Here is a 17,047-nt window from a genome sequence, read left to right as displayed (position 1 = left end):
GCACATAGCTCACCATACAAATCCCCTGCCGGCTATCCGGCAGGGGATCGCGAGGCTAAATGCGCGACAGCCAGCGTCGGCGCAGCACCGCCATCAGCAGCAGCGGCAGCAGCATGGCGCCGCCCATTGCGCTGGCGCCGAAGCGGCCGGCATCCGGCGTGCCGCCCGAACCGCCGCCACCCGACCCGCCTTCGAGCCGCGCGTTGGGCGCCGTCGAGAACACCTGGATCTCGGTCGCGCGCGCGCCATCGCCCGGCTTGACCGGCGTGATCAGCGCGCCGCCGAGCGCGACATTGAGCGCCGTGATCAGGAAGGTGTCCGTACTCATGCAGTCCGTGTTGTTGAGCGGATCGTTGTCGAGCTCGCCCTGGAAATCCGGGCCGCCGCTGCATTGCGTATTGAGCACGCGCAGCTGCAGGTGACTGGCCTTGACCGGATCGAAGCTGAAACTGCGGATGATCAGGTCCGGCTGCAGCGGCCGCGGGCGCACACCGGGGAAGGCGTCTTCCGCGCTGGTGTAGATCACCTGCTGGAAGTCGGCTTCCGGATCGCCGCACTCGCCGCTGCAGGCGCGCAGCTCGAACTGCCGCAGCGCCGTCCAGCGCCCCGCGTTGGTCGGTCCGGCCGCGGCGCTGATGTTGACGGCCGAAACCGTCTGTTCGCCGCCGGCCAGGGCGATCGTCGCCCAGGCACCGACCGCAAGGCCTTCGTCGCCGAGAATCGCGCCGGTGTCTTCGGAATCGTCGATCAGCAGATCCTTGTTGGCGACGTTCGCCTCCAGAGACGCGCTGGTGACGATCGCGGCGCCCTTGGCGACCGATGCGTGATTGGTCGGCAGCGTGAACGTCAAGGTCGACTCGCCGGCCGGCAGCGCCTGCTCGAAATGATGAATGCCGTAGCCCGGCGCGACGACCATGAACTCGTAGGTCGCCGGCACCAGGCGCGCGTGATCGACATTGTTCTGCGTGGTCGCCTGGGTCGTTTCGTCGGTCTCGTCGACGACCGTTGCCGGATCGGTATCGGCGATATGCCGGCTGCGCGTCGTGAAGCGGCCGACGAGGATGCGCGCGGCGACCGGCGCATTGCTCTCGTCGCCGGCGACGACCTTGAACGTGACGTCCGCCTGCTCGTCTTCTAGCGGCGAGTCGAAGTTCGGCACCGGCATGACGTCATCGCCGCCCGCGGTGTAGGCGTCCTTGCCCATACCGCGCTTGGCGAACACGCGCCACATCAGCTGCTGGTTGGCCCCACCGAAGCGCGCCATGTCGGAGGCGAGCATCGCGTCGCGTGCGTCGAGCATGCTGACGTCGCTCTGCATCAGCAGCCAGGCGTCGAAGATCAACTGCACCCAGCGACGGTTGCCCGGGCAGTGCGCGGCATCGACGAGTCCGTTGGCGCAATCGCGCTGCAGATCGGCGTCCTCGTAGGGATAGTCGTCCTGGTAGGCATCGATGAAGGCCTGGCGCAACTCCCACTGCGTGGCATTCCAGATCTCGCCGTCGGCATGCACTTCCGGCCCCGGCGTGTCCGCCCCGTAATTGCTGTAGTTGGTCGGGTTGTCTTCAAGCGGATAGTTGCGGATGCCGCGCACCGGATTGCCGGTCGTGTACGCACCGAGCGCGGTCGGGCTGAAGCCGCCGGGCTGCTCGTAGCCGAAGGCCATCTGGAACTCCGTCGCGACCAGATCGCTCCAGCTCTCGCCCATCGCGCCGCCCTGCTCGCTGACGAGGTTGCCGTCCGGACCGGCGACCATGCGATTGGAGATCGCGTGCGTGTACTCATGTCCGGCGATGCCCATGTCGAGCGCGCCATCGGTGCAGGGCCCGTAGATGATGCCGCCGACCGGCTGGAACAGGTATTGGTTGGTGATGCCGGGCACGCCGTCCATCAGCGCGATCTGGTTCGCGTTGTTGCGGCCGCCCGCGGTGCCGTAGGTCGGAATCCACGGCGCGCCGCCCAGAGAACCGGCCTGCGAGGTGCCGATTTCCGGATCGTTCTGCTGGGTCACCGGTGTCAGGCCGTAGTTGAACAGCTGCAGGTTGTAGTTGCGCTCGGTGAAGCCGAGGAAGTACGCGAAGTCATGCATGCGGTTGTGCATGGTGAACAGGTTCACCGTGACCGCGCTCAGATCGTTGCCATTCGAGTTCGGGATCTGGCTGGCGATGATCTCCAGCGGACTGCAGCCCGATTCGTACCAGGCATTGTTGAACGGAAAGTCGTACTTGCGATCGAGCGCGATCGGCGGATTCAGCAGCGACGGCGTCAGCGGGCTGATCGCACCGCCGGCGGTGATCGCGTTGTTGCCGATCGTCGTGAAGGTCGGCACCGTGCCGAGCAGCAGGTCCCATGGCCCGCGCGAGGCGGTCGTCGTCACGTCGATGTCGCAGCCGGACAGGCCGCCTTCGGGCAAGGGCGCGAAGCACGCAACCTTGCGCACATCCTCGCCGTCATAGAGCTGGTCCGGATTGGTCGGGAACCACTTCCACTGCGGCGCGTTGGCGTCGGCGCCGAGCAGCGCCGAGGTCACCGACGTATCGATCGGGCTGACGATCAGCGCACCGAGAAAATCCGGCAACGGCGGGAACGAGCCGAGCGAGAGGAAAGAGTCGTCAGGGCAGACTTCGACCTGGTAAGTGGCGGCCGGCACGCCGCCCGACGGCGCGTACGTGAGAATCTGCGCCGGACCGGTCATGGCGCCGCGCTCGGCAACCAGCGTCGAAGCGCCGCTTTCCTCGACCCGATACAGGCTGGCGCTGACCGAGTTGGCGGGCACTGCGGCGGTCGCGATCACGGCAATCGCCGCATTGCCGGCGGATACCGTGTGTTCGGTCCGCGCCGCGCAGGTCTGCGCATCCGGGAACGTGCCGCGGAACGGCGACGGAATCAGCGGGATCGTGCTGGCGTTGTAGACGCGGTTCTCGCGCTTCCAGACCTTGCCGGTCTCGGCATCGATGTAATGGACATACGCCATCGGCATGCCGTTGCGCACGTCGAGCACAACGGTTTCGAAGACCTGGCGCACGCCGCCTTCGGGCATCGGCAGCATCATCAGGCGGGCGCGCTGCGGCTGCGAGAATCCGCGCACGTTGAGCAGCGTCCAGCCGGTGTTGAGCGTTTCGTCGACGATGGAGAGCACATCGTCCAGCGGCGTCGCGCGCAGCACGTCGGCGGCGGCGCGCAACCAGGCCTGCAGCGGCGACAGCAGCACCGAACCGACCGGCGGTTGCTCGCCGGCGGAAGACGAAGACGCGTAATAGACCTTGCCGTCGACGACGCCGACGGTGATCAGGCCGGCGACCGCCGAAGGCATGCCGGCGAACCGCTGGCGGAACAGCACCGCGCGCGCCGGGTTGTGCGGCGTCTCGGCGGCGTTGACGAGTTCCAGCTCCTCGACGCCGAGCGGCGATAGCTTGAACAGGGCGCGATTCTGGTTGATCCACTGGCGCGCCGCGGCGACCGCATCGTCGCCCAGGCCGGTGGCCAGATAGCCGCCGGGTTTGATCAGCGTCGCGACGGTGCCGTAGCGGTTCCAGCTGGCGCGTGCGCCGAGCCGCGATACCGCTTCCAGCTGTGCCGCCTGCGGCAGGATGCGGCCCAGGCGCAGATCGAGATTCTTGGCGCGCTCATTGGCGGCCAGTTCGTCATGCAGCTCCAGTACGGCGAACGCAGGCGCTGTCACCAACAGGCCGGAAACACACAGCGCGGCCGCCAGCACCGGCCGGCAAGCCCTCGTCATAAAACCCATGAATCACCCCGATTGCCCGATGCCAAAAGCCATCGCAATGCATGTGCCAGCGTGGGCAACGCCCCACCAGCCACCGATGGCTTCCCCGTCTCGAACTTAGCACCGCCGGGCCAGCGGCGACACTGGGAAAGCAGACCCGAGGGGAATCCCCCAAGCGGCGGGCGGCTTCAGCCAGGCGGCTGCGCCTTGACCGCCCGGGTGTCCGGATCGCGTTCCACGCGATTGCGCCCCGAGGCCTTGCCGGCATACAGCGCGGCATCGGCCCGCGATATGGCTTTCTCCAGCGTGTCGGCGGCACGGAACAACGAGACGCCCATCGTCGCCGTCACCGACGGCGCACTCCCCGCGCTGCTGCCGAACTGCACCGCGATGCGGTTGCGCAGGCGTTCCGCGACCACATAGGCGCCTTCAAGATCGGTCTGCGGCAGCAACAGCAGGAACTCCTCACCGCCCCAACGACCGACGCAGTCGACGGCGCGCACGCCCTGACCGAGAACGCCGCCGACGCGGAGCAAGACCTCATCGCCCGCCTCATGGCCGTAGCGATCGTTGATCGACTTGAAGTGATCGAGATCGCACAGGACGATCGACAGCGGTTGCTTGTGCCGCTGGCACTCGGCGATGAGCTGGCGAGCCCGTTCGCCGATCTGGCGACGGTTGTAGAGCCCCGTGAGCGGATCGAGTGCCGCCAGCTTCAGCAGTGCCGCATGCTGCCGCGACGCGCGATGAAAGTAGTGCAGCACGAGCCTGGTCGTGCACAGGGCCGGAATCGCCAGGTTGACCGCGCGCATCATGCCCAGGGCGAGCGGCGACAGCGAGGCCAGCGCGGGAGAATCCGCCGCCACCGAATCGAGAACGACCAGATAGATCGTGAACAGCGTGACTGTCAGCCATTTGGCCGTGACGCTGATGCGGCCGCTGACCACGACGACTGGCAGCACTGCGATCAGTATCAGGTGGAAGCTTGCGCTGGGACCGATCGTCAGCGTTGCGTAACTGCACAATCCGACCAGCAGCGCGACCATCAGCGGCAACGCGAGGATGAAGACACCGAACGGCTGCCGGGTCGATAACATCCAGTTCAGCGGAACGCAGAGGGCGATCGGGATCAGCGCGTAAGGCCACTGCGGATTGCCCAGCATGAACTGCGCGATGGCATGGAGCAGCGCGACCGCGGCTGCCAGCACCGCGCCGCGTTGACACAGGCGCCGGAACGCCCTGCGCACAGAGTCGCTGTCTTCGTTGATCATCAAGCTTCCCTCCGGCGTCGTCGCGATCGTTGCGCGAGTGGCCAGTTCCCTCGGTTATGTGGGCCCGCTGCACGGGCGCCGGCCCTTTTCGGGCTGTATTTGTACCGCTTGTCGTCCGATTGTAGCGTCGACTGGCGCCGCGGGGGCAGGCCGATCGGGCAATCGTTTACGATGCCGGCGTGCAGGCGGGAGTGACGGGTGGCGACCGCGCCAGCTGCATATCGTTTACTAGGTAGTGGGGCATCCGCGGGTATCTGCCATCGGCACTCTATGACGACCTCTCCAAACGCAGCTTCCTCGCCGGGAATCACCCGCCGTCCGGTGGACGAGGACAGCGATGTCATTCGCTACACCTTTCGCCGCCTGTGCCAGCGCAGCGCCATCCTGCTGAGCGTGACGTCGCTGATCTACGGCGCGGTGATGTTCGCGCTGGGGGTCCATAACTGGTACCTGCAGGTGGGCCTGGCGATCGCCTGCATTCCGCTGTACTGGCTGCAATCGGTGCGCCGCAGCTATCCGGTGTTTCTCGCCGCGGTGATGGCGATGGTCGCAATGCTGTTCGGCATCTGCACGCACTCGACGCTGCAGTTCGGCCGCGATGCCGACTTCCAGCTGATCCTGGTCGCCGCCTTGCCGGTCGTCGTCGTCAGTGGCCGCATCAGTCTGCGCGTCAAATGGGGCCTAGTGACGCTGTTCACCGTCTTTCTGATCTGGCTCGATACCCACGCCCGCGTCGGAACCTACACCGAGGAACTGCCCGCCATCGCCCTGCCTTTGCTGCGGACGATGAACTACACGGTGCTGATCTTCGCGACCACCGGACTCGTCTATCAGTACTTCCGTCTCGCCGCGCGGCAGTACACGGCGCTGATGGAAATGGCGATGCTCGATCCGCTCACCGGCCTGTACAACCGCCGGCGCATGAACACGCAGGCGCAGCAGGCCATCGTCGACTGCCGCGAACTGGGCCAGCCGCTGACGGTGATTCTCTGCGACCTCGACCATTTCAAATCGATCAACGACACGCTCGGCCATGACGTCGGCGATGCGGTCCTGCGCAGCGTCAGCCGGCTGCTCAGCCGCGGCGTGCGCACCGTCGATAGCGTCGGCCGCTGGGGCGGCGAAGAGTTCCTGATGCTGTTGCCGCAAACCGATCTGGAAGGCGCGATGGTGCTCGCCAACCGCCTGCGGATCGCGATTGCCGATCCCGACCGTCCGCGCGATCCGTCCGAGCCGCCGGTGACGGCGACGATGGGCGTCGCCATGCTGCGCGCCGGCGACACGCTGGAGCAGGCCATCTCGCGCGCCGACGCCGCGCTGTATGCCGGCAAGGCCGGCGGCCGCAATCGCGTCGTCATCGAATCCGCCTGAGCCGATTCGGGGCCGCGCCGAGCCTCACCTTATTGGACGAAGCGCTGCGGCCGGCCCCGGCCTATCTTTGGTAAGTCCGACTCACCAAGGTGTACCGCCATGTCCGAACGTCCCTCCGTCATGCAGGCTTTCACCGGCCTGTCGAACGACGAAATGGAAATCCTCTCGCAGGCCGACCGCTTCGCGCAGGCCGAGATGTATCCGCTCGCGCAGCGCATGGACGACGAGGAATGGTGGCCGGCCGATATCTTCAAGAAGATTGGCGAAACCGGTTACTTCGGCGTCACCGCGCCGGAGCAGTACGGCGGCTCCGGCATGGACGTGTTCACCTCGGGCCTGATCCTGCAGGCCTTCGGCCGCTGGAACCATGCACTGGCGCTGGCCTGGGTCGCGCACGAGAACCTGTGCATGAACAACATCCTCGCCAACGCCAACGAGGCGCAGAAGCAGAAGTACCTGCCCGGCCTCAACAGCGGCAAGCTGATCGGCGCGCTCGGCCTGACCGAGCCGGGCGCCGGTTCGGATGCGATCGGCTCGATGCGTACGACGGCGCGCCGTGAAGGCGATTTCTATTACCTCAATGGCTCGAAGATCTTCATCACCAACGGCCCGGTCGCCGACGTGCTGCTGGTCTACGCCAAGACCGACAAGGAAAAGGGCAATCAGGGCGTCTCGGCGTTCATCGTCGAAAAGGACTTCCCGGGCTTCAAGGTCGCGCAGAAGCTGATCAAGATGGGCTTCCGCGGCTCGCAGACCGCCGAACTCGTCTTCGAGGAATGCAAGGTGCCGGCCGCCAATCTGGTCGGCGAGGAGAACAAGGGCGTGCGCGTCGTGATGTCCGGCCTCGATCTGGAACGCGCGATGATTTCTCCGATCAATCTGGGCATCGCCGAGCGCGCGCTGGCGCTGTCGCTCGACTACGCCAAGCAGCGCAAGCAGTTCGGCAAAGCCATCTCCGAGTTCCAGATGGTGCAGTCGATGCTCGCCGAGATGTACGTGTGGGTCGAATCGATGCGCCTCTACACCTACCAGGTGCTGCGCGCGGCGAACACGATCAACGAAGGCGAAGGCGGCCGCGGCGACATCCACAAGCTGACCGCCGCCGGCGTGATGTACACGGCCGAGACGCTGAACAAGGTGCTGAACCACGCCGTGCAGATCCACGGCGGCACCGGCTATATCTGGGAATCCGAGATCAATCGCCTGTACCGCAGCATCAAGCTGCTCGAGATCGGTGCCGGCACGACCGAAGTACGCAAGATGATCATCGCCAAGGAACTGTTGAGCGGATGAGCATCGCGGATGACGTTGCCCGCCTGAATGCGCCGGAGTTTCTCTGGAGCACCGAGACGGTGTATCGCGCCGACCTGTTCAAGGGCAAGGTCGTGCTCGTCTCCGGCGCCGGCAGCGGCATCGGCCGCGCCTGCGCGCTGCTGTTCGCGCGGCTCGGCGCGAAGCTCGTCATCTGCGGTCGCACGGTCGAGAAGCTGGAAGTCGTCGCAGACTTCATCCGCGGCAAAGGCGGCGAAGTGCTCGTCGTGCCGACCAATGTCCGCGAACCGGAACAGGTCGACGCGCTGTTCCTGAAAGCACACGCGCACTACGGCCGCGTCGACTGCACCGTCAACAACGCCGGCGGCCAGTTCCCGCAGTCCGCGATCGACTACGCGCCAAAGGGCTGGAACGCGGTCATCAACAACAATCTCAACGGCACCTGGCTGATGATGCAGCGCGCCGCGCAGTACTGGCGCGACCAGGGTGACGCTGCGCAATCGATGTTGCGCTCAATCTGCAACATCGTCGTCGTCATCGAGCGCGGCATGCCGGGCGTTGCGCACACCGTCGCCGCGCGCGCCGGCATCATCGGCGCGACGCGCACCGTGGCCGTCGAATGGGCGCCGCTGGGCATCCGCATCAACTGCGTCGCGCCGGGCCTGACCGCGACCGAAGGCCTGGAGGTCTATCCGCCGGAGGCGCAGAAAGAATTCCCGCTCGCCAATCCCCTGAAAAGACCTGGCACACCGATGGAGATTGCCGAGTCCTGCATCTACCTGTCGGCGTCGAGCGGCAGCTTCATCACCGGCGAAGTGCTGACCGTCGACGGCGGCGGCAAGCTGTGGGGCGAGCTGTGGACCGCCGGGCGGCCGGACTGGTATCGCAGCAGCTGAACTTCGGATGGGCGACACTGGTCGGACCCGTACTGCCCCGACCGAGATTCCACCATGCGCCCGAACACCCCTCGCCTGCTGATCGCCGCCGCGTTGCTGGCGCTCAGCGGCACCGCCGCCGCGGCCCTCGACAAGACCACCGCCACCGCGCTGGATGCCGCCATCGCTGGCGATCATCGCAGTGCCGAGAACCGCGCGCGCGACGTTTACCGCAAACCCCGCGAAGTCCTCGATTTTCTCGGCCTGCGCAGCGACATGACCGTCGTCGAACTGTCTCCCGGCACCGGCTGGTACACGCAGATCCTCGCGCCGACGCTCAAGGACAACGGCAAGTTCTACGCCGCGCAATACAGCCTCGCCGCCACCAGCGGCTATGCGCGCGGCAACTTCGGCAAGTTTCTCAGCATGCTCGGCGAGCGCAGCGATCTCTACGGCAAGGTCAACGTCACGCAGTTCCAGCTGCCTTACGAAACCAATGTCGCCCCGCGCGGTTCGGCCGACATGGTGCTGACCTTCCGCAATCTGCATAACTGGATCAGCGCCGACTACGCCAAGCTCGCATTCCGCGTGATGTTCGACACGCTCAAGCCGGGCGGCGTGCTCGGCGTCGTCGATCATCGCTGGCCGGACGCCAAGACCGAAGACCCGCTCGCCGACAACGGCTACATCTCCGAAGAACGCACGATCGCGCTCGCCGAAGCCGCCGGCTTCAAGCTCGCCGCGCGCTCCGACGTGCTGCGCAATCCGAAGGACACTCACGACCACCCGGAAGGTGTCTGGACACTGCCGCCGGTATTGCGCCTCGGCGACAAGGACCGCGAGAAGTATCTGGCGATCGGCGAGTCGGATCGCTTCCTGCTCAAGTTCGTCAAACCCTGATACCTCGGCTACGCTGCGCGCCGGAACGCCACCACAACAACACAGGAGCGCTACATGATCGGCTACGTCACCCTCGGCACCAATAACCTCGAACGCGCTGCGGCTTTCTACGACGCGCTGCTCGGCACCATCGGCGCGAAGCGCTCGTTCGCGACCGACAAGCTGATCATGTGGGGCACCGGCCCGACCGCGCCCGGCGTGTGCGTCACACTGCCCTTCGACGGCAAGACCGCGACGATCGGCAATGGCGTGATGGTGGCGCTGGCAATGAAGGACCGTGCGACCGTCGATGCGGTCTACAAGAAGGCGATCGAGCTGGGCGCCGTCGACGAAGGCGCGCTCGGCGAGCGCTTCCCGGGCTTCTATGCCGGCTACTTCCGCGATCTGGACGGCAACAAGCTCAACGCGTTCTTCATGGGTTGAGCGGACGCACCGGAGAACAACCGCATTGACACGACGTAGCCCGGGTGCACCCCGGGTTTCACCCGGGCTACGACTGTTTCACCGCGTCAGCCGCAGCACCCGTGCCAACGCGGGCCCCAGCAACACCGCGCCGAGCATGTTGGCGATGAACATGACGACCAGCAGCAGGCCCATGTCGCGCTGGAACTGCAGGCCGGAGAACAGCCAGGCGAACACGCCGCCGGCCAGACACAGTCCAGTGAAGATCACCGCCTTGCCGGTGCGGCGCAGCGTGGCGACGTACGCATCGCGCAGCGCCATCTTCCCTTCATCGAGGTTGTGGCGCAGGACGTCGTAGACGTAGATGCCGTAGTCGACACCGATGCCCACCGCGAGCGTGACGACCGGCAGCGTCGCGACCTTGAGGCCGATGCCGGACAGCGCCATCAGCGCGTTGGCAAAGATCGTGACCAGGAACAGCGGCACGCCGATGATCACGACGCCCTTCAGCGAGCGATAGCTGAGCACGACCAGCAGGCCGATCACCGCGTAGACCCACAGCACCGTGCGCAGTTCGTTGGATTCGATGACGTCGTTGGTCGCCGCCATCACGCCGACATTGCCGGACGCCAGCGCGAAGTGCACCGGGCAGGCCTCGCCTTCCTTGACGACCTCGCCCTGGCGCCGCAGGCGCAGGCGCTCGGTGCAGTCGGCGATGTTGCTGGCCGGATGCGTGCGATAGAACTCTTCGGCATTGCGACGGTTGAATTCCTCCACCGCGGCGGTGATGCCGTGGATCGTCGTCGCCCGATGATCGCTGGTGTAGACGTACACCGGCATCGCGCTGCAGTCGATGTTGAGCAGGCCGGACTTGGTGTCGATGGTCTTGGTCGACAGCACCAGCGAGTCGTGATTGCGCGGAATCACGCGCAGCTTGATGTTGCCTTCCCAGAAGCCAGAGTAGATCTGCTTGGCGAGCTGCGACAGCTCGCGGGTCGACGCGACGCCGTCGGTGTTCTCCATCGCCCACGAGAAGCGGTCGACCTGATCCAGTACGTCGTAGCGGATGCAGGCCCAGGGATCGGACTCGGCGATCACGGTCAGAATGTCGGTCGCGACGCTGAAGTTCTCGGCGATGCGTTGCGAGTCGCGGTTGTAGACGGAGTCCGGACGCAGCTCCGGCACACCGGCCTGCGCGTCGCCGATGATGCGCTGCTTCTGCAGATGCAGGCTCGCCGCCAGAACGATGGCGGCGATGACCAGCAGGCTCACCGCGACGGGCAGCCGGGTGACGACGGCCATGCGCTGCCACAGCGCCTCTCCGGCCTGCGCCAGCCGCGAGCGGCGCGCGCGGAACGCCGCCATGTCCTGCACGCGCAGGCTCGCCAGCCAGATCGGCATCATCAGCTTGTTGGTGACGATGACCGCCGCCATGCCGAAGCAGGCATTGATCGACATCTCGCGGATCACGCCGATCGGCACCAGCGCGATCGTCAGGAAGCCGGCCACGTTGGTGATCAGCGCGATGCTGCCGGGGATGAACAGGCGCCGGAAGGTCTGCCGCGAGGCCTCGAAGGGATCGTGGCCCTGGACGATCTCGTCGGCCCAGGTGTTGACGTACTGCACGCCGTGCGAGGTCGAGATCGCCAGCACCAGGAACGGCACCATGATCGCGAACGGATCGAGCCCGAAGCCGAACGTGCGCAGCAAGCCGAGTTCCCAGATCACCGCGACGACGGAACAGACCATCGGCAGCCAGGCCAGCCGCAGGTCGCGCAGATACAGCAGCAGCGCGAAGAACGTGCCGACCAGCGTCAGCAGGAAGAACAGCACGACCTCGGAAGTGGCCGCCGACACATCGCCGACGACCTTGGCGAAGCCGATGATGTGAACGCTGATGCCGGGATCGTAGGCCGGGTTGTCCACACGCTCGACCTCGAGCAGGCGGCCGGGGACCTTGATCACCTGCTTGCCGCCCAGATCGTCGCGATAGTGCAGCGCGACCTTCTCCAGCCACAGCCAGCGGTCCGGTGCGCTGTAGCGCTCCTCGACAACGCTGCCGGCCTTCAGGTGTACATAGTCTTCCTTGAGGCGCAGCACGAACTTGTCCGGGCTGCCGAGCTGGCCGCGAATCTTGTCCTCGAGATTGCGCGCGACGGCGACGTAGTCGGTCGGTTTAAACGTCTCGGGATCCTGCGACATGACCTCGGCATAGACCATCGCGCCGCGCTGGTCGTTGGCGACCAGGCGGCCGATGACGCCGGACTTGCCGACGTGCTCGCGTACCAGCGCGAACATCTCCGGCGACGGCGCATAAGTGGCCGGGATCACGTCTTCGGAACGGAAGCCGCCATCGACGACTTCGAGGAAGCGGACGTTGCGGGTGAAGATCGACGACAGCCGCGTGCGGTCGATGCCCTTGGTGAACTCGACCTCGGTCGTCGCCAGCTTCAGGCTGTCGAGGAACTGCTCGTTGTAGATATCCAGCTGCGGGTTGTCGGCTTTCTGCATCAGCGCGATCAGCACCGCGTTGGCGCCGCCAAGATCTGCCTTGTACTGCTCGAAGACCTGCATGTACGGATGATCCGTCGGCACGGTCTTGTCGAAGCTCGCGTCGGGCTGCAGGCGCAGCGCCTGCAGCAGCATCATCAGCGTCGTCGCGGCAAGCAGCGCGACGCTGATGCGCCGGCCGCGCGGCGAATACAGCGCCGGCTCGACCAGGCGCAGGATGGTATTGGCGTCCATTTTCATTGTTCGTCCCCTTCCTGCCGCAGTGTGCCTTGCCGACGCCGGAAACGCATCGGGCCCGCGAACGGGCCCGATGTTGAACTGCCGTGAGGCTTAGTGTGCCGCGCTCTCCGCCGTCTTCGCGGTGAGCGCGAAGTCGCGGCCGAGGTACATGTACATCGCCGGCACGATGTACAGCGTGAACAGCGTGCCGATCGTCATGCCCGCGGCAATCACCAGACCGATCGAGAAGCGCGACGCCGCGCCTGGGCCGGCGGCGAACAGCAGCGGCACCATCGCGATGACCAGCGCCGCCGTCGTCATCAGCACCGGACGCAGGCGGATCGATGAAGCCTCCTCGATCGCCTCGCGCTTGGCGAGACCGCGTTCCTGCAGCTGGTTCGCGAACTCGACGATCAGGATGCCGTGCTTGGAAATCACGCCGACCAGCGTGACCAGGCCGACCTGGGTGTAGATGTTCATCGTCATGCCGGGGAAGTTGGCGATCTGCATGCCATTCAGGACGGCGAGAATGTTCAGCACCAGCAGCGCACCGCTGATCGACATCGGCACCGTCACCAGCATGATGATCGGATCGCGGAACGACTCGAACTGCGCAGCCAGCACCAGGTAGATGATGATCAGCGAGAACAGCAGCGTCGTCGCGAGCGCCTGGCCTTCCTGCTTGAACTGCCGCGACGCACCCGAGTAGTCGGCCTGGAAGCCGGTCGGCGCCAGTTCGGCGTACAGGTCCTCGAAGATCTTCAGCGCCTCGCCCTGCGGAATGTCCGGGCGCGGTACGGCGATAATCGAGTTGGAGTTGAGCTGCTGGAAGTGCTCGATCGTGCGCGGCACGGTGCGATCTTCGAGCTTGACCAGCGTCGACAGCGGGATCAGCTCGCCACTCTCGGCGCGCGTGTAGTAGCCCTCGAGCTGCTGCGGATTGATGCGCTCGCTGCGCGCGATCTGCTGAATGACCTTGTACGAGCGGCTGTCGAGCGAGAAGCGGTTGACTTCGCCGCCGGCGAGCAGCGCCGCGATGTCCATCGACAGGCGGCGCATGTCGACGCCGAGCGCTGCCGCCTTGTCTCTGTCGATCAGGATCTGCGTTTCCGGCTTGTCGACGTGCATGCGCGGCGCCACGAAGAAGAACTTCTTGGTCGCCAGCGCGCGCTCGACGATCTTGTCGCCGACCTCGGCCAGCGTCTCAGGGCTCGCGGTCGACTTGATGACGAACTCGAGCGGATAGCCCTGGCCCGGCGTCGGCAGCGCCGGCGGCTGGATACCCGACCAGCGCAGGCCGGGAATCGACGCGAGCTTTTCCTGCAACTCGTTGAGGATCGTCTGCGTCGGTCGCTCGCGCTCGGTCCAGCCGCGCATCACCATGCCCATGAAGCCGGTGTTGGTCGCGGTGCCGTTGGACATGCTGAAGCCGAAGGTATGATCGACGTCGGGATCGGCCAGCACGATCTTGCCGGCGGCCTGGAACTGCTGTTCGAGATACTCGATCGACGCGTAACCATCGACCTCGTTGATCGAGAACGCGAAGCCGAAATCCTCCTGCGGCGCCAGTTCGCTCGGCGTCGAGGCATACAGGAAGTAGCAGGACACCAGCACCGCGGCGCCGAACATCGCAATGATGTGTTTGCCATCCAGCGCATCGTGCAGGCGCGTCTTGTAACCCTGCCGCCACTGCTCGAACTTGCGATCGAGGAAATCGGCCAGCTTGTTGGGCTCGGCGCCCTCGCCATGCGTCGGCTTGAGGATGCGCGCGCACATCATCGGCGTCAGCGTCAGCGCGACGATGCCGGAGATGAACACCGCGCCGGCGAGCGTGAATGCAAACTCGCTGAACAGCTTGCCGGTGATGCCGGTCTGGAAGCCGATCGGCGCATAGACCGCCATCAGCGTGATCGTCATCGCGATCACCGGCCCGACCAGCTCGCGCGCGCCTTCGATCGCCGCCTCAGAAGGCTTCTTGCCTTCCTCGATGTGGCGGTGAACGTTCTCCATGACGATGATCGCGTCGTCGACGACCATGCCGATCGCCAGCACCATCGCGAGCAGGGTCAGCAGATTGATCGTGTAGCCGAGCGCGTACATGATGAACAGCGCACCGACCAGCGACAGCGGCACGGTCACCGCAGGGATCAGCGCGTTGCGCATCGAGCCGAGGAACAGGAAGATCACAACCAGCACGACAAGCACCGCTTCGATCAATGTCGTCCGCACTTCGGCGATCGCATCGCGGATGTATTCGGTGCTGTCGTAGCCGATCGCGGCTTCCAGGCCTTCCGGCAGTGCGCCAACCAGCTTCGGCCACAGCTCATGGACTTCGCCGATCACGTCGAGCACGTTGGCTTCCGGCCGCACTTCGACCGCGATGAACAGTGCCGGATCGCCGTCCCAGGCGGCGCCGCCGTCGTAGCTTTCGGCACCGAGCACGACATCGGCGACGTCGCCGAGGCGCACCACCGTGTTGCCATCGCGCTTGATCACCAGACTGCGGAATTCTTCGGCGGTGCGCAGATCGGTCTGCGCCGACAGGCCGATGCGGACATAGTTGCCCTTCATCTCGCCGACCGCCGACAGGACGTTCTGCTCCTGGATGCGCGTGTAGACCTCGCTCGCCGTCATGTTCTGCGCCGACAGGCGATCCGGCTTGAGCCAGACGCGCATCGCGTAGGTGCGCGCGCCCATGATCAGCGCCTTCTCGATACCGGGAATCGATGCCAGCTGCGGCTCGACGATGCGGATCAGGTAGTCGGTGATCTGGCTGCTGTCGAGCACCTTGGAATAGAACGACATATACATCGCCGCGGTGCCGCCACCTTCGGCGATCTCGATGATCGGATCTTCCGAGCCCTGCGGTAGCTGGCTGCGCAGCTTGTTGACCTTCGTCGAGATCTCGGTCAATGCCTCGTTCGGATCCTTGTTCAGACGCAGGTTCGCGGTGATCGTCGCCAGACCCTGCGAGGTGCTCGAGGTCATGAAGTCGATGCCGTCAGCGGATGCGACTTCGCGTTCGATCGGCGTCGTGATGAAGCCGTCCATCAGGTCGGCTTCGGCACCCGGATAGGCGACGGTGATGTTGAGCTGGGCGTTCTGCAGCTCGGGGTACTCGCGCACGGTCAGGTCGGCACCTGCGCGCAGGCCGAGCAGCAGGATGACCAGGCTGATGACGGTCGCAAGAACCGGCCGCTTGATGAAGATGTCAGTGAAATGCATGGGGGCGCCTATGGGCTAGCGTCAGTACCTAAGGGGGGACGATGGCCGATCAGGTCTGCGGCGTCTTCGGCTCGAGCTGGGTATTCGGCGCGAGATCGTTGTTGATGATGATCGGCTGGTTGTTCTGCAGCTTGACCAGACCCGAGGTCGCGACGCGGTCGCCGGCGACGAGACCGTCGATGACCGACACGAAGTCGCCGCGGCCATCGCCGATCTTGACGAACTTCTGCACGACTTCGAGCTTCGGTTCGTTCTCGCCGAACGTCTGGCCCTCGGCCGGCTTGCGGTCACGGACGATGAACACCGAGCTGCCATACGAGGCGTAGTTGATCGACGTGCGCGGCACGACGAGCATCTGCTGCTCGCCCGGCAGGTCCAGCACGACGCGGCCGAACTGGCCGGGACGCAGCAGGCCTTCCGGATTCGGCAGGCGCGCGCGCACGCCGAAGTTGCGCGTCGATTCGGTGACGCGCGGCTCGACGGCCAGCACTTCGCCGGTGAACGCGCGCTCCGCATGGGCTTCAACGCGGACGTTGACGACGTAGCCCGGCTTGACCGCACCGGTGTACTGCTCGGGCAGCGAGAAGTCGACGTCGACCGGATCCAGCGACTGCAGGCTGACCATCGGCGTTCCCGGCGACACGAACTGGCCGACGTTGACGCGGCGGATGCCGAGCTGACCGGCGAACGGCGCGCGGATTTCCTTCTGGCCGAGCTTGCCGATCTGGGCCTCGACCGCGGCCTTCGCCGCATTGGCTTCGGCCTTGACGGCGTCGTAGTCGGACTTCGAGATCGCTTCGAGCTTGTAGAGCTGTTCGCGGCGCTTGCGGTTCAGCTCCGCGAGTTCGGCCTGCGCCTGCAGGCGCTTGAGATCGCCGAGCTCGTTGCCGGAGTCCAGCGTCACCAGCAGCGCACCCTTTTCCACCTGCGCGCCGGATTCGAAGTGGATCGCGGTGACGATGCCGCCGCTCTCGGTCGTCAGCTCGGCACCGTTGACCGGCACCAGGGTGCCGATCGCCTCGAGATTGTTGTCCCAGCGGATCGCCTGGACCTCGCCGACGCTGATCGTCGCCGGCGGCGTCGGCATGTTCTCGAGGTAGTTGGCCATCATCTTGTTGCCGAACCACTTCATGAAGAAGACGATCGCAAAGACCGCCAGCACGATGGCGAACAGGATGATCATCGCCTTGTTGGACTTGCGCTGGGTCGTCGCGGCGGAGGAGTTCATGTTGATGTTCTGGTTAGCCATTTGGGGGAACTGCTTGGTGATGTTGTTG

General features: G+C 65.5%; 10 protein-coding genes. 5 read left to right on the top strand and 5 right to left on the bottom strand.

The genetic code is table 11. From position 1 onward, the window contains the following. Positions 1 to 55: 55 nt before the first annotated feature. Positions 56 to 3,745 carry a M36 family metallopeptidase gene (locus tag AC3WUF_RS17070; RefSeq protein ID WP_492427799.1) on the bottom strand — a complete coding sequence of 1,230 codons (3,690 nt, stop codon included), beginning with the start codon at positions 3,743 to 3,745 and terminating at the stop codon, positions 56 to 58. Between the two features lie 167 nt (positions 3,746 to 3,912). Beyond that, positions 3,913 to 4,995, bottom strand: a complete 1,083-nt coding sequence (locus tag AC3WUF_RS17065; protein WP_492427797.1) for a GGDEF domain-containing protein — start codon at positions 4,993 to 4,995, stop codon at positions 3,913 to 3,915. A gap of 270 nt (positions 4,996 to 5,265) precedes the next feature. Between AC3WUF_RS17065 and AC3WUF_RS17060 the strand changes: the two genes are divergently transcribed. From AC3WUF_RS17060 to AC3WUF_RS17040, 5 genes are all read left to right on the top strand, one after another. Then, positions 5,266 to 6,366 (top strand): GGDEF domain-containing protein, encoded by a 1,101-nt coding sequence (locus tag AC3WUF_RS17060; protein WP_492427795.1) that lies wholly within the window; start codon positions 5,266 to 5,268, stop codon positions 6,364 to 6,366. Between the two features lie 99 nt (positions 6,367 to 6,465). Further along, positions 6,466 to 7,659 (top strand): acyl-CoA dehydrogenase family protein, encoded by a 1,194-nt coding sequence (locus tag AC3WUF_RS17055; protein WP_492427793.1) that lies wholly within the window; start codon positions 6,466 to 6,468, stop codon positions 7,657 to 7,659. Beyond that, complete coding sequence (locus AC3WUF_RS17050) at positions 7,656 to 8,534, top strand: SDR family NAD(P)-dependent oxidoreductase (protein ID WP_492427791.1); 879 nt, start codon at positions 7,656 to 7,658, stop codon at positions 8,532 to 8,534. Before AC3WUF_RS17055 ends, AC3WUF_RS17050 begins: the two co-directional genes overlap by 4 nt. Before the next feature lie 54 nt (positions 8,535 to 8,588). After that, positions 8,589 to 9,413, top strand: coding sequence for a class I SAM-dependent methyltransferase (locus AC3WUF_RS17045; protein ID WP_492427789.1), 825 nt, complete (start codon positions 8,589 to 8,591; stop codon positions 9,411 to 9,413). A 54-nt stretch (positions 9,414 to 9,467) separates the two neighbouring features. Next, on the top strand, positions 9,468 to 9,836 hold the full coding sequence (locus tag AC3WUF_RS17040; RefSeq protein WP_492427787.1) for a VOC family protein: 369 nt from the start codon (positions 9,468 to 9,470) through the stop codon (positions 9,834 to 9,836). A 78-nt stretch (positions 9,837 to 9,914) separates the two neighbouring features. Here AC3WUF_RS17040 and AC3WUF_RS17035 read toward each other — a convergent pair whose 3' ends face one another. The 3 genes from AC3WUF_RS17035 to AC3WUF_RS17025 form a co-directional block, all read right to left on the bottom strand. After that, positions 9,915 to 12,560, bottom strand: coding sequence for an efflux RND transporter permease subunit (locus tag AC3WUF_RS17035; RefSeq protein ID WP_492427785.1), 2,646 nt, complete (start codon positions 12,558 to 12,560; stop codon positions 9,915 to 9,917). Positions 12,561 to 12,656: 96 nt separating this feature from the next. Beyond that, on the bottom strand, positions 12,657 to 15,770 hold the full coding sequence (locus AC3WUF_RS17030; RefSeq protein ID WP_492427783.1) for an efflux RND transporter permease subunit: 3,114 nt from the start codon (positions 15,768 to 15,770) through the stop codon (positions 12,657 to 12,659). A gap of 49 nt (positions 15,771 to 15,819) precedes the next feature. After that, complete coding sequence (locus AC3WUF_RS17025) at positions 15,820 to 16,998, bottom strand: efflux RND transporter periplasmic adaptor subunit (RefSeq protein ID WP_492427781.1); 1,179 nt, start codon at positions 16,996 to 16,998, stop codon at positions 15,820 to 15,822. Positions 16,999 to 17,047: the final 49 nt, after the last annotated feature.

It is taken from the genome of Fontimonas sp. FW305-C-3, assembly GCF_058783185.1.
Note: the sequence above shows the minus strand (reverse complement) of the source record. Positions and strands in the feature narration are given on the sequence as shown.